A 13546-nucleotide genomic window follows, 5' to 3' on the forward strand; every position below is an offset into this window, starting at 1 on the left:
GTAGAACGCAGGATCGCGTTCTACTTCGCCCCAGTTCTATCTCGCCATGGTTCTACTTCGGCGGCTTTTGACTCGGCGGGAGGTCGGGAGGTCAGCCCTGGTTGCCGAACCACTCCTGCATCCAGTCGGGGATGTTGTTCGGTGCGCTCTGGTCCGAGCCGGAGCCCGAGTCCGGCGCCTGCTGGCCCTGCTGGCCCTGGTTCTGCTGGCCCTGGTTCTGGGTCGCCGACTCGTCCTTGACCGCGAGCGTCACGGTGATCTCCTGGGTCTTGCCGTCGCGCACCACCGTCAGCACCGACTCGTTCCCTGCCTCCTTCTCCCGGACGAACGCCGTGAGGGACGCCGAGCCGTTGACCGCGTCACCGTCGATGGCGACGATCACGTCGCCCTGCCGGATCCCGGCCTTGCCGGCCGGCGAGTCCGGGGTGACCTCCACGACGCCCGCGCCGCGCCGGGTGACGTCGTCGGCGGTGGCCGTGGCGTCCTGGAGCGAGACGCCGAGGAAGGCGTGCTCGGCGGTCCCGTCCGCCTTGAGCTGGTCGCCGATCTGCGTCGCCTGGTTCGACGGGATGGCGAACCCCAGGCCGATCGAGCCGGAGCTGCCCGACGACATCCCGCTCGACAGCGTGGCGATCGACGACGTGATGCCGATGACCTCGCCCGACGCGTTGAACAGCGGCCCGCCCGAGTTGCCGGGGTTCACCGCGGCGTCGATCTGGATGGCGTTGGTGACCACCTGGTCCGACCCGTCCTCGGCACTGGCCGTGACCGGACGGTTCAGGGCGGACACGATGCCCGTCGTCGCGGTGTTCGCCAGGCCCAGCGGGTTGCCGAGCGCCATGACGGGTTCACCCACCACGACGTCGTCCGAGTCGGCGAACTTGGCCGGCTTGAGGTCCGACGGCGGGTCGGTCAGCTGCACGACGGCGAGGTCGGTGGTCGGGTCCGTCCCGACGATGTCGGCCTCGTACACGCGGCCGTCGCTGAGCGTGACCTGGACGGTCTGCGCGCCCGCGACCACGTGGTTGTTGGTCAGGACATGGCCCTCGGAGTCCATCACGACGCCGGAGCCCTCCGCCCCGCCGCCCTGGCTCTCGACCTGTATCGCCACCACGGACTCCTGCACCGCCGAGGTGACGGCCGTCCAGTTCGGGTTGTCCACGGTCGAGCTCTTCACGGGCACGTTCTGGCTGGCCGTCTGTCCGACGTCGGCCAGGGAGGCGGCGCCGCCCGAGCCGTCGGTGAGCGAGATGGCGCCGGCGGTGCCCAGGCTGGCCAGCAGGGCGGCGGCCGCCGCCGCGCTGACCACGGGAACCCAGGCGCGGTTCTTCGTCCTCGTCTCGCCGGACGCCGTCACCGTCGCCGGGACCGCGTACGGGTTGACGTACCCGGACGCCGGGCTCTGCGGGGGCGCCGGGTTCTGCGTCGTCGTCGGGTGCTGTACGGGTGCCGGGCTCTGCGTCACCGTCGGGCTCTGCACGTGCACCGCGTGCGGCGGCTGTGCGGGGTGCGAGGGCTGCGCGGCGTTCGAGGACTGCTCAGTCGCCGCGTGCTGGGCCGGTGCGGGCGCAGGTGCCGGTGCGGGCGCGGGCGCGGCGGCCGGGAGCTGCTGAGTCGGCGGCGTCGCGGGCGGCAGCTGCTCTGTGGGCTGCGTGGCGTGCGGCTGCTGGTCCGGCTGCGGAGTGGTGCTGTTCTCGTCGGTCATCGTGACCCTCCTTGAAGTCAGAACCAGTTGACACCCCGATCCTTGCCCCACCCTTGGACGAGTCTGTGAGTTTGCTGCGAGTCCTCACTCCTGGACGGCGGCCACGATCCGGCGCGCCAGGTCCGTCGACTCCACCTGACGGTCTGCCCGCGGCACCCGCACCTCGATCACCTGGATCCCGTGGCTGGGCGCCTGCAGCGCGTGGCGCAGGGTTGGCACGTCCTTCACGAGCTGATGGTCCACGCCGTACCCCGCGCACAGCTGCGCGAGGTTCGACCCGTGCGGCGTCCCGAAGACCCGCTCGAACGTGGCGTTCGCCGCGCTGCTGGTCGCGGCGAGCGCGCCGTGCTCCAGGGTCGCGAAGATCGATCCGCCGTCGTCGTTCACCACCACTATCTCGAGGTCCACCGGGGTCTCGTCCGGCCCACGGAGCAGGCCGCCGACGTCGTGCAGGAACGTGAGGTCGCCCAGGAGCGCGCGGGTCCGCAGACCGCGGCGGGCGGAGGCGAGCGCGACGCCGACCGCCGTCGACACCGTGCCGTCGATGCCCGCGAGCCCGCGGTTGGCGAGGACCGCCGGCCCGGGGCCGTCGAGGCCGAGCACCAGCTCGAGGTCCCGCACCGGGTTGGAGGAGCCGACCACCAGCAGGTCGTCGGGCCCGAGCACGGCGGCGACCGCACGGGCGACGGAGAGCGCGGTCGGTCCGCCGAGGACCGCCTCGTCGCAGGTCGCGTCGTCGAGCACCCTCGAGGCCTGTGCCCCGGCGGCACGCCAGCGCTCCAGGAACGCGGACGGCGGCGGGGTCGACGTCTCGAACCAGGCCGGCGCCACGCCAGGCAGCACCACCGCGGCGTTGCGGGCGGCGTCGGGCCACGGACCGGCACCCGGCGCGACGACGGTGACCGTGACGTCCGGTCGGCCGAGGAGCCGCTGAACCGGCCGTGAGAGCGTCGGCCGGCCGAGGACCACCACCTGCTCGATGCTCCCCGCGAGATCCTCGGACCCGAGCAGCGCCCGGTAGGCCGCGATGGAGTTCGGCCCGCCGGTCGCACCCGACGACGGCTCGGCGAACAGCGGCCAGCCCTGCACCTCCGCGAGCTGCCTGGCATCGGTGCCCGCGCCGTCACCCGCCACGACGACCGTGTGCGCCGGATTGCCGGGCAGTGCGGGCGACGCGACGTGCTGCAGCATGGCCGGCACGACGAGCGGCGGGTCGGGCTTGGCGTGGCCCTGCTGCGCGGTGTCGGCGGGCAGCCCGGGCAGCGGGGCCGACGGCGTCAGCGGGTCCCGGAACGCCAGGTTGAGGTGCACGGGGCCGGGATGTCCCGACCGGAACCCGAGGGCCGCGCTGACCGCGCGCCCCGTGACGCTCCGCAGGTCGCGGAGCTCCTCCGCGCTCGCGACGCCCGGCTCCCCCGTCGCCCCCTGGCTCGGGGCCGGCACGTCCACGGCGAACCGCACCGCCGAACCGAAGATGCCCACCTGGTCGGTCGTCTGTGACGCCCCGGTCCCGCGCAGCTCGTGCGGCCGGTCGGCGGTGAGCAGGATCAGCGGCAGCCCGGTGTGGCTCGCCTCCAGCACCGCCGGGTGCAGGTTCGCGACGGCGGTCCCCGACGTCGTGACGACGGCGACCGGGGCGCCCTCCGCCCCCTTCGACAGGCCGAGCGCGAGGAATCCCGCCGCCCGCTCGTCGATCCGGACGTGCAGCGTGACGCGGCCGGCGTCGGCAGCCTCCGCCACCGCGTAGGCGAGGGGTGCGCTGCGCGAGCCTGGCGCGAGCACTATGTCGGCCACACCCCGGCTGACCAGGTCGGCGACCAGTGCGCGGGCGGCGGTGACGGCGGGCGGGATCGTCATGCGTCCTCCAGGATCCGGGTCAGTCGGTGGTACCGCGCGAGCCAGCGCTCGGCGGTCCGGTGGTCGGCCGCCGCGGCCGCGAGCGCCCGTGGCGAGGGTTCGGGGCGGTGGACGGGGAGTGCGCCGTCGACCGGCAGCAGCGGCTCACCGACGACGTCGTGCACCAGGAGCTGGGACGTCGCGAGCCCGCAGGCGTACGGCAGCTCGGGGAGGGCAGCGGCGAGGGCGACACCGGCGGCGAGCCCTACCGAGCTCTCCAGCGCCGACGAGACGACGACCGGCAGCCCGACCTGCTCGGCGAGGTCGAGGCAGGCGCGGACGCCGCCGAGGGGCTGGACCTTGAGGACCACGATGTCGGCGGCCTCCTCGCGCACCACCCGCAGGGGGTCGGAGGCGCGGCGGATGGACTCGTCGGCCGCGACGGGCACGTCCTGCTTGCGGCGGACGAGGGCCAGCTCGTCCACGTCCGCGCAGGGCTGTTCCACGTACTCGAGCCCGCCGGCCGCGCGGTCGATCTCGGCCAGGTGGGCGATGGCGTCGGAGGGGGTCCAGGCGGCGTTGGCGTCCACCCGGATCGCGCCGTCGGGTCCCAGGGCCTCACGGACCGCGGCGACGCGGTCCACCTCGGCGGACACGGGTTCGAGCGTCCCGTCGGGCCCGCGCTGGGCGACCTTGACCTTGGCGGTGCGGCATCCGCCGGACGCCAACACGATCTCCCGGGCCCGCTCCGGGCCGACTGCGGGGACCGTCACGTTGACCGGCACGCTCTGCCTGACGGGTTCGGGCCAGCCGACGAAGGCCGCCTCGTGCGCGGCGCGCAGCCAGGTCGCGGACTCGGCGTCGTCGTAGTCCCAGAACGGCGACAGCTCGCCCCAGCCGGCAGGCCCGCGCAGGAGGACGCCGTCGCGCACGTCGATCCCGCGAAAGCGGGTCCGCAGGGGCGTGGACCAGACCACGGGTTCACCGATCAGCAGCACAGGCCCAGGCTAACGACCTGCCGACACCGCCGGAGAGTTATCCACAGGGGCACGCGGAAATGACGTGTTGCCCGCGCCTCGCGGTCGCCGATACTCCACGTGTGGCCCCTTTGAACGACGACAGCCCTCGACGCGGCCCGGCGACCCAGTTCTCGCTGACCCGCCTCGTCGGCCGCGGCCTCGGTGGCGTCCCACCGACGGCCCTCGTCCTGCTCGGCATCGTCAGCGTCCAGCTGGGCTCCGCGCTGGCCAAGCAGCTCTTCACCGAGGTCGGCAGCTTCGGCACGGTCGCGCTGCGCCTGTTCTTCGCCGCGGCGATCCTCGTGCTCCTGTGGCGACCCTCGCCACGCATGAGTCGTCGGGCGTGGACCGTGGTGGTCGGCTACGGCCTGACCCTCGGCCTGATGAACCTGTGCTTCTACCTGGCGCTGGACCGGCTCCCCCTGGGGATCGCGGTCACCGTCGAGTTCCTCGGGCCGCTGACGGTGGCCCTCATCGGGTCGAGGCGATGGCTGGACGCGCTCTGGGCGGCGCTCGCGGCGGCCGGCGTCGTCCTGCTCATGGGCGGAGGCGGCGAGGTAGACCTGCTGGGTCTGCTGTTCGCCCTCGGCGCGGGGGCGTGCTGGGGCCTGTACATCGTGGTCAGCGCGGCGCTGGGCCGCCACACCACCGAAGGCAACGGCCTGGCTCTCGGCATGATCGTCGCGGCGCTGGTGGCGGTGCCCGTCGGTGTGGCGGACAGCGGGACGGCGCTCGTCCAGCCGTGGGTCCTGGTCGCCGGGCTCGGTCTGGCGCTGTTGTCGTCGGTGGTCCCGTACTCGCTGGACCTGGAGGCGCTGCGCACGATGCCGCCGCGCGTCTTCGGCATCCTGATGAGCCTCGAACCGGCCATGGCAGCCCTCATCGGCCTGGTCGTGCTCCAGGAGCTGCTGCACTGGTCGCAGTGGATCGCTGTGCTGTGCGTGGTCATCGCCTCGGTGGGCGCGACGCGCGGCGCGCGCCCCGAGATCCGGGCGGAGGACCGCGCAGCGACCCAGGACCTGGACCGCCGGACCTAGGCGGAGGGCTCGGACCGCGACGTGGTGCCGTCGATCGGCTCGTCGTCCCGGTGCGCGCCGTAGTAGTCCGACTGGCGGCGCATCAGCTCGCGCATCGAGACGTCCCTGTCCACCCCGTACACCGTGCCGGGAAAGTCGAGCTCGCGCTGGATCGCCCAGATCTCCTCGTGCCTCTCCGGCGGCAGGATGGTTGCCGGGTCGCCCACCGCGATCCAGCCGATCGGTACCACCGCGCCCGGGGCCAGCACCGTGTTGACCTGCACCACGCCGTGGATACGCACCTCGGCGCCCACGCCGATGACGCTGCCGGGGAACAGCGCTGCGCCGGTCGCGACGAACGCCTCGTCCTCGACGGTGCTGCCGTTGACGTGGGCGTGCGGGCCGATCATCACGGCGTCCCCGATACGGGCGGGGTGGCCGTGCCGGCCACGGACGAGTGCGTTCTCCATGACCACGGTGTCCGCACCGACGACGACGCCGCCGTCCTCCGCCGTGAGCACCGCGCCATGGAGGACCCTGGCTCCGGCCGCTATGCGGACGTCGCCGACGACGGTTGCCGACGGGGCGACGTAGGCGGACGGATCGATGGTCGGCTCGAGACCGCGATGGCGGATCAGCATGGGGAGTTCCTCTCGTCGCCGCCACCCTAGGTGCTGCCACCCACACGGAGGCGTCCGGCGGGAGCGACCGGCTGCGCCGAGGTCATCGGCACCACCCAGACCCGAGCTAGCGGGACCGCGCCATCGTGCGATAGAGCTGCTCGTCGTCCAGAGGCGGTCCGGGCAGGTCGTTCACGGCGGTGGCTCGGAACCCGTCGAGAACCACGTGCAGGTGCCGTCGCCAGGCTCCGGGTGCGACCGGGCCGGTGGCCTCCGCGACGCCGCTGATCGCCCAGAGCACCATCACCAGGTCGGCGGTGGTCACGTCCCGGCGGACGGCACCCGACTCCTGAGCCCCGACGAGGGCACGCTCGGCGACCTGGCACAGGCGGTCGTGCAATGCCTCGGTGCGCTCGTCGTCCGGGAAGCGCCGCGAGACGAAGTCGCCGAAGCCCCGGTCGCGCGCCTGCGCCGCGCACAGCTCCTCGAAGAACGCACTGAAACCGTCCCACGGGTCCGCCGAGCCCAGAGTGGCCTCAGCCGCGTCGAGGAAGTCGCGCAGGGTCGCTCCGTAGACGGCCACCAGCAGGTCGATACGACGGGGAAAGTGCCGGTAGAGGGTGCCGATCGCCAGGCCGGCGCTCCGGGCGATCAGCTCCAGCGACGCCGTCGCACCGTGCTCGGCGAAGCCGGCGCGAGCACGCTCGACGAGCAGCTCGCGGTTGTGGCGCGCGTCCCGGCGGGTCGATGCGGGGCGATCGACGGTCGTCATGGCCAGATCCTATCGAAGCTGAGGGCACCCTCACTCTAAGTCGAGGCAAGCCTCATGTTTCTGCTAGTGTCGTTGGCGAAGCTGAGGCACCCCTCACCATCGACGAACGGGAAGACTCGAGATGTCCAAGCTCGACGGCAAGACAGCCGTCATCACCGGCGGCACGGTCGGGATGGCCATGGCGACCGCGAGACGGTTGACCGACGAAGGAGCGCGCGTCGTCATCACCGGCCGGAACAAGGAGAGGTTGGACCAAGCCGTGGCCGCGATCGGCGGCGATACCATCGGCGTGCAGGGCGACGTCGGGCGGCTGGACGACCTGGACCGCCTGGTCGAAGCGGTCACCGCGCACACCGGACGGGTCGACGTGCTGTTCGCCAGCGCCGCGAGCTGGAACTACGACGAACCCATCGGCGCCGCGACGGAGCAGACCTTCGACGAGATCTTCAATGTCAACGTGCGCGGCACGTTCTTCACCGTGCAGAAGCTGCTGCCGCTGATGACGGACGGCGCGTCGATCATCCTCAACGGATCGGCGGCGGCCGTGCAGGGCAGTCCCGGCTCGACCGTCTACGCCGCGAGCAAGGCCACGCTGCGGTCGTTCGCCCGCACGTGGACCACCGACCTGAGGGACCGGCACATCCGGGTCAACGTCATCAACCCCGGCGCGATCCGTACCCCTTCGTTCGAGACCTTGCCGAAGGAGTTCAGGGCGCAGGCCCTGTCGGCGATCCCGGCCGGCCGCCTGGGCACCGAGGCCGACGTCGCCGCCACGGTGCTGTTCCTCGCGTCGGCGGACTCCAGCTACATCACGGGCGCCGAGATCCCCGTCGACGGCGGCCTCACCCAGGTCTGAGCGCACGCTTGCCGGTGCAGGGACCGCTGTCCCCCCGGGTACGATCCACCGCCATGGACCGTCACCTGCAGTTTCGTCGTGCGGCGAGCGAACGAGGGATTCCGGAGGACGAGGCAAGCACGTTCGCCGAGTTCCTACGCTTCGCGATCTGGCTGAGCCCGCATCCCACCGCCGGCGCTCCTGTCGGGCGGTACGGCGGGCTCCCCCAGCTGCCGGTGGGCATGGAATGGCCGTCCTCGAGGTACGGGCCGCTGCCGTTCGTCGTCGGCTTCGACTGTGCGGCCCTGCCGCGGGTCGACGGCCTCCCGATGCCCGCGGACGGGTCGCTGCTCTTCTTCCTGCATCACGAGTGGGCCCACGAGGCCTTCTCCGTCACCGGCGAGCAGGAGTTCGCACGGGTGGTGTACGTCCCGGCCGATGTCGGCACCACGACCGCGGAGGAGCCCGAGCACGGCGAGGAAGTGTTCGACAACACGGAGCTCAGCTTCGTGGGGCCGGAGCACGACCTGTATGCCACGGTCGCGGCGGAGCTGCCCGGCTGGTTCGAGGACGATGACGAGGACGAGGACGAGGACACACCGTCCGAAGGCCACGAGCACCTGGGTCTCCACCTGTCCCACCTGGAGGAGCTCTGCGCCCTCGTGAGGGAGCTCTGGCCGCCGGGCCGCGGCGCCACCGTCTCGCTGGGCGGGCACTCGATGGACACCGGCGGGCTCCGCACCGACCACATGTTCGAGACTCCCGAGACCCGCATGGCGGACGACGCCCTCAGGGCGCGCAGGCAGGCCGGCGAGCCCGTCGTCCCGCCGGACGAACGGGCTCGGCAGCTCGAGCTGGAAGCGCTCCGGCTGATGCGTGAGTGGGTACCACTCGCCCAGTTCGTGCCGGACGACGTCCACCGCGGCCGGTTCCTGATCCGCCGCAACGACCTGGCCGCCGGCAGGTTCGACAAGGCGCTGTCGTTCACCGCGTTCACCGAGTAGACCCGCCGCCGCCCGGAGGTCATGGTTCATGCCCGCTGAGCGCGGAAGACCAGCACGCCGGCTCCGCTCGCGACAGGCTCTTCGTGCCAACCGCCGAACACCTGGATCCGCTCGAACCCTGCACGGGTCAGCTCTGTCCGGACAGTCGCTTCGTCGCGGAAGTAGAGCACTGAGGTGTAGATGCGGTCCTCGCCGTTCGGAAGCACGTTGTGCGCGTCGAACACGACGCGCCCGTCGGTCGCCGAGGTGACCTCGATCCACTCGCGCAGGAGACCCAGGTGAGTGGTTCGCTCACCGTACGTCGTCTCCCGGGTCCACCGTTCCCACTCGCGGGCGTCCGGGTTGCGGGTTTCGAACGCGACGACACCGCCGGGGCGGAGGGCGGCGGCAGCCGCACCGAGTGTGGTGGACAGCTCGTCGGGGCTGACGTGCATGATCGCGTTGCCGGTGCAGACCAGCAGGTCGGCCTCGGCATCGGCCGGGAGGGCGGAGGCATCGCCGTGAACCCAGGTGACAGCCTCAGCCCCGGGCCGGGAGCGCGCGTGTTCGAGCATGGTCGCGCTCGGGTCGATACCGACGACGTGCCTGCCCGCCGTCGCGAACGACCGGGTCAGGAGGCCGGTGCCGCACCCGAGATCGAAGATCCGTCTCGCCCGTGTCTCGTCGGCCAGAGCGCGGTAGAAGGCGTGGTAATTGCCGCCGCGTCCAGCGGTGTCGGAGCGCGGCCCGTTATTCACAGGACACGGCCTAGGCTTGCCGCGTGAGCACGAGCACCGAACTTCCCAAGCAGGTCTCCGAGACGTTCGACCCGCAGCGCTGGCGTGCGGTGTCCGGCTTCGAGGACCTGACCGACCTCACGTACCACCGGGGCGTCGACCGCAGCGGCCCCGAGCCGCGCGACCTGCCCGTGGTCCGCATCGCGTTCGACCGCCCGGAGGTGCGCAACGCGTTCCGCCCGCACACCGTGGACGAGCTGTACCGGGTCATGGACCACGCGCGCATGACGTCCGACGTCGGCACCGTGCTGCTGACCGGCAACGGCCCCTCCCCCAAGGACGGCGGCTGGGCGTTCTGCAGCGGCGGCGACCAGCGCATCCGCGGCCGCGACGGCTACCGCTACGCGGAGGGCGAGAACGCCGACACCATCGACCCGGCCAAGGCCGGGCGCCTGCACATCCTGGAGGTGCAGCGCCTCATGCGGACCATGCCCAAGGTGGTCGTCGCGGTCGTGGACGGCTGGGCCGCCGGCGGCGGGCACTCGCTGCACGTGGTCGCCGACCTCACGGTCGCCTGCCGCGAGCACGGCAGGTTCAAGCAGACCGACGCCGACGTCGGCTCGTTCGACGCCGGCTACGGCTCCGCCTACTTCGCCCGCCAGCTCGGGCAGAAGCGCGCCCGGGAGGTCTTCTTCCTCGCCCGCGAGTACTCCGCCGACGACGCCGAGCGCTGGGGCTCCGTCAACGAGGTCGCCGCCCACGAGGACCTGGAAGGGCTGGCGCTGGAGTACGCGAAGATCATCGCCACCAAGTCGCCGCAGGCCATCCGGATGCTCAAGTTCGCCTTCAACGCCGCCGACGACGGCATCGCCGGCCAGCAGGTGTTCGCCGGCGAGGCGACGCGGCTCGCGTACATGACGGACGAGGCGGTCGAGGGCAAGGAGGCGTTCCTGGAGCGCCGCGCCCCGGACTGGTCGGCGTTCCCGTACTACTACTGACCACCTACGACTGACCACGCCGCTGACTCGCCGGTCTGGGACCGCCGAGTCAGCCGGCTGGTCCGACCACCCCGCTGACTCGGCGCCGAGGGGGTGGCGAGTCAGTCGGGTGGTCGCCTACTCGTCGTCGTCCGTGGGCCGGCCGCCGGGGGTGACCGGCACCGGCTCGGCAGCGAGACGGAACTCCTCGACACCCAGCGCCCGCGCCAGCTCGTCGGATCCGGTGAGCACGACGACGCCCGGGTAGTCCGCCAGGATGCGCTCCAGCCGGGCACGTCCCTCCTGGTCCAGGTCGCGGTCGAGGTCGGCGACCAGGAGCAGCGGCGGCTCCCCGTAGATCGCGCGGGCCAGCGCGAGCCGCGCCCGTTCGTCGGTGGTCAGCGGTTCCCCGCCGGAGCGCAGCACGGTGCGCAGGCCGTCGGGGAACCGATCGGCGGAGAGGCCGACGGTTTCGAGGACCGCTGCCGCGGTCTCGTCGTCCAGGTCGGGACGCCGGTAGCGCAGCGCACGCCGCAACGTTCCGCGCTCGAACACCGTGCCCCTCGTGGCGAGCCCGACGAGCGCGCGCCCGCGCGCCGGAGCGACGGCCCGCAGGTTCTCGCCGTCCACCCAGATCTCGTCGGCGACGCCGTGCGAGGTCACGTCGAGCCCGACCACCCGGCGCATCAGGCGCAGCGGCGCCCCCGGGTCGTCGCCGGTGAGCCGGATCCGGGCGCGGGCGCCCACCCGCAACGGCTCGGGGGTGAGCCCGGGGACCGCGACATGCACCAGGCCGGGCGCGTCCGCGCCGTCCGGCACGGGGGCCGACGCCGCGGCGTCACGGGCCCGCTCGTACTCGGCCCGCCGACGTGCGGCGTCGGCGAGCGCCGGGCCCAGGACGGCGCGGGCGGCCAGGTAGGTCTGGCGGTACTCGACGATCCGGCCGAGGTCGATGATCGGCGTCGACGCGATGCCGGCGATCGCCATGGCGGCCATCGTGACGGCGGGGTCGATGCCGCGGACGACGCCGACGGTCGCGACGGCGAGCGTGGCCAGCATCGCCGCAACGGTGCCGCCGGCCCGGATCAGGCCGACGATCGCGGACCGGTCGACCGCCCGGTCGACGACGGCGTCCGACGCGGAGTCGATGTGGCCGAGCTCGCGGCCGGCTCCGCGCGCCGCGATGATCCCCTGCGCGGCGCCCACCGTGTCGGCGATCCGTGTGGCCATGCGCCCGCGGGCCCGCCGCAGGCTGCGCGACCTCTGGTACGCCGTGCGCGCCCAGGGGACCATCACCGCCGCGAGCACGCCGAGCGGGAACACGAACCCGACGCCGAGGAACGGGTCGATGACCGTGAGGCCCACGACGGAGCCGACGATCAGCGGGATCCCCGCGGCGAGCGGCCCGACGCCCTGCGACACCCAGTTGCGCACGCTGGAGAGATCGTTGGTGGTCCGGGCGACCGTGATCCCGATGTGCGTACTGCCGCCTGGCGTGAGCTCGGCCTGGACCAGGTCACGGCGCACGTCCCGCACGTAGTCCTGACCGAGCCGTTCGGCGGCTATCCGCTCCTCCACGCGCAGCCCGCCGAGCGCCACGGCCGCCGCCACGATGCTGACGACCACCACCGCCATCGGCCACGGGCTGCCCGCGCGGAGCTGTGTGAGGGTCCAGGCGCTGACCACGCCGAGCGCGGCCTGGCCGAGGCCGAGGGCGACCAGGCCGACCACCCAGCCGCGCCGGCGGCCGGTGTAGATCTTCGGGAGCACGCCCGGCTCAGGCGACGGCATGTCCGCCCCGGGTCTGCCCCGCCGGAGCCAGGCCCGCGGCGGCGAGCGCCACGGACGGCCGGCACAGGTCGTACGTCGGCACGACCCCCACGTCGAGCGCGGCGCGGGCCTCCGCCGTGGCGAGCGGCGAGGCGGTGAGCACCCCGGACACCACCGACGGCTCGCAGCCCAGCGCCCGGAGCGCCGCGATCCCGCCGCTCGCGCCGAGCGCGTCCCCGGCGGCGAACACGACACGGTCGACCACCGAACGAAAGGCGTCGTCGGTGAGGAGGCGGCTCGTGTCGCCCTGGAAGATGCCGTCGGCGATCTCGATCAGGACGACGTCGGGGGCGCCGTGCCCCGCCGGGGACGCCAGCACGTCGGTCATGGTCGCGAACACGTCGCGGACCTCCTCGAAGGAGAGGCCGAACGTGCTGGGGTGGCCGAAGTCGGTGAAGTCGACCACGCGGTCCGCACCCGCGTCGGTGTAGTGGTGCGCGTCGTTGCCCGCACCCGTACCGGTCGCCTTGCCCGCGTGGACGGTGAGGCCGGCTGCGGTGAGGCCGCGGGCCAGGCAGGCCAGCGTCGTGGACTTGCCGGAGTTCATCGACGTGCCGACCACCGCGACGACGGGAACCCGGGCCGCGAGACCGCCGGCCGGCGCCGCCGCACGTACCGGGTGCGGCGCGAACCTCGCCAGGTTCACCACCCGGCCGGCGCTGGAGAGCAGCCCGATCGGCTCGATCACCGTGGCGTCGTCGATCGCCGCGTGCTTGTCGACGACGCGCGAGGCGAGCCCGCCGGCGGCCGCGAGATGGCACTCGCCCAGGTCCTCGGGGAGGACGGCGAGGAACTGGTCGGCGGCGTAGCGCGACCCGTAGGCCACGACGATCTCGTCACCCTCGAACAGGATCTGGCGGCGCGACACCGGTGACTCGAGCCGCTTGTGCTGGCCGATGGTCACCACCCGGGCCAGGACGACGTCGCCCGCCCGTGGTGCCCGCGCCGGGTCGGCAATCAGGTCGAAGGCGCCGGGGTCCTGCTCGATGGCCGCGGCCACGAACCGCGTGGAGTAGGCCTTCTTGGCCCGCAGCAGCCGGCGCACGAGCGGGTCCGGGGTCCGTACGCCGGCCGCGTCCGCCCGCAGCGGGGTGACGACGGGGTGCGGGGTGTAGCCGCGCAGGTCAGGGGACGTGTCGAGGATGCTCATGACGGCCACGCTTTCTGGTCGAGGGACGCTGGGGTGCGACACCGTCACTCAACTCGGCCGGTATGA

Annotated in this window: 12 protein-coding genes; 4 read left to right on the forward strand and 8 right to left on the reverse strand. The window is 72.9% G+C overall.

Annotation, left to right across the window (positions count from 1 at the left end; all coding sequences use genetic code 11):
* Positions 1-91: 91 nt before the first annotated feature.
* From ACFWE2_RS01790 to ACFWE2_RS01800, 3 genes are all read right to left on the reverse strand, one after another.
* Positions 92-1705, reverse strand: coding sequence for a trypsin-like peptidase domain-containing protein (locus ACFWE2_RS01790; protein ID WP_377222489.1), 1614 nt, complete (start codon positions 1703-1705; stop codon positions 92-94).
* 84 nt (positions 1706-1789) lie between these two features.
* A complete protein-coding gene (gene menD / locus ACFWE2_RS01795; RefSeq protein WP_377222490.1) occupies positions 1790-3562 on the reverse strand; it encodes a 2-succinyl-5-enolpyruvyl-6-hydroxy-3-cyclohexene-1-carboxylic-acid synthase in 1773 nt (590 codons plus the stop codon).
* Positions 3559-4539, reverse strand: coding sequence for an o-succinylbenzoate synthase (locus tag ACFWE2_RS01800; RefSeq protein ID WP_377222491.1), 981 nt, complete (start codon positions 4537-4539; stop codon positions 3559-3561). The genes menD and ACFWE2_RS01800 overlap by 4 nt, the downstream gene beginning before the upstream one ends.
* 101 nt (positions 4540-4640) lie before the next feature.
* Between ACFWE2_RS01800 and ACFWE2_RS01805 the strand changes: the two genes are divergently transcribed.
* On the forward strand, positions 4641-5597 hold the full coding sequence (locus ACFWE2_RS01805) for a DMT family transporter (protein ID WP_377222492.1): 957 nt from the start codon (positions 4641-4643) through the stop codon (positions 5595-5597).
* On the opposite strand, the gene ACFWE2_RS01810 is transcribed toward ACFWE2_RS01805, so the two are convergent.
* Positions 5594-6217, reverse strand: coding sequence for a gamma carbonic anhydrase family protein (locus ACFWE2_RS01810; RefSeq protein ID WP_377222493.1), 624 nt, complete (start codon positions 6215-6217; stop codon positions 5594-5596). The genes ACFWE2_RS01805 and ACFWE2_RS01810 overlap by 4 nt on opposite strands.
* Positions 6218-6323: 106 nt before the next feature.
* Positions 6324-6968 carry a TetR/AcrR family transcriptional regulator gene (locus tag ACFWE2_RS01815; RefSeq protein ID WP_377222494.1) on the reverse strand — a complete coding sequence of 215 codons (645 nt, stop codon included), beginning with the start codon at positions 6966-6968 and terminating at the stop codon, positions 6324-6326.
* Between the two features lie 121 nt (positions 6969-7089).
* Between ACFWE2_RS01815 and ACFWE2_RS01820 the strand changes: the two genes are divergently transcribed.
* A complete protein-coding gene (locus tag ACFWE2_RS01820) occupies positions 7090-7824 on the forward strand; it encodes an SDR family NAD(P)-dependent oxidoreductase (protein ID WP_377222495.1) in 735 nt (244 codons plus the stop codon).
* Between the two features lie 53 nt (positions 7825-7877).
* Positions 7878-8807, forward strand: coding sequence for a DUF1963 domain-containing protein (locus ACFWE2_RS01825; protein WP_377222496.1), 930 nt, complete (start codon positions 7878-7880; stop codon positions 8805-8807).
* Between the two features lie 26 nt (positions 8808-8833).
* On the opposite strand, the gene ACFWE2_RS01830 is transcribed toward ACFWE2_RS01825, so the two are convergent.
* Complete coding sequence (locus ACFWE2_RS01830) at positions 8834-9544, reverse strand: class I SAM-dependent methyltransferase (RefSeq protein WP_377222497.1); 711 nt, start codon at positions 9542-9544, stop codon at positions 8834-8836.
* A 23-nt stretch (positions 9545-9567) separates the two neighbouring features.
* On the opposite strand from ACFWE2_RS01830, the gene ACFWE2_RS01835 reads away from it, so the two are divergent.
* Positions 9568-10521, forward strand: coding sequence for a 1,4-dihydroxy-2-naphthoyl-CoA synthase (locus ACFWE2_RS01835; RefSeq protein WP_377222498.1), 954 nt, complete (start codon positions 9568-9570; stop codon positions 10519-10521).
* Between the two features lie 117 nt (positions 10522-10638).
* Here ACFWE2_RS01835 and ACFWE2_RS01840 read toward each other — a convergent pair whose 3' ends face one another.
* On the reverse strand, positions 10639-12291 hold the full coding sequence (locus ACFWE2_RS01840; RefSeq protein WP_377222499.1) for an ABC transporter transmembrane domain-containing protein: 1653 nt from the start codon (positions 12289-12291) through the stop codon (positions 10639-10641).
* Positions 12278-13480, reverse strand: coding sequence for a DUF1611 domain-containing protein (locus ACFWE2_RS01845; RefSeq protein ID WP_377222500.1), 1203 nt, complete (start codon positions 13478-13480; stop codon positions 12278-12280). Before ACFWE2_RS01845 ends, ACFWE2_RS01840 begins: the two co-directional genes overlap by 14 nt.
* Between the last annotated feature and the right edge of the window lie 66 nt (positions 13481-13546).

It is taken from the genome of Promicromonospora sp. NPDC060271 (genome assembly GCF_042726755.1).
In the GTDB taxonomy this organism is placed as follows: domain Bacteria; phylum Actinomycetota; class Actinomycetes; order Actinomycetales; family Cellulomonadaceae; genus Promicromonospora.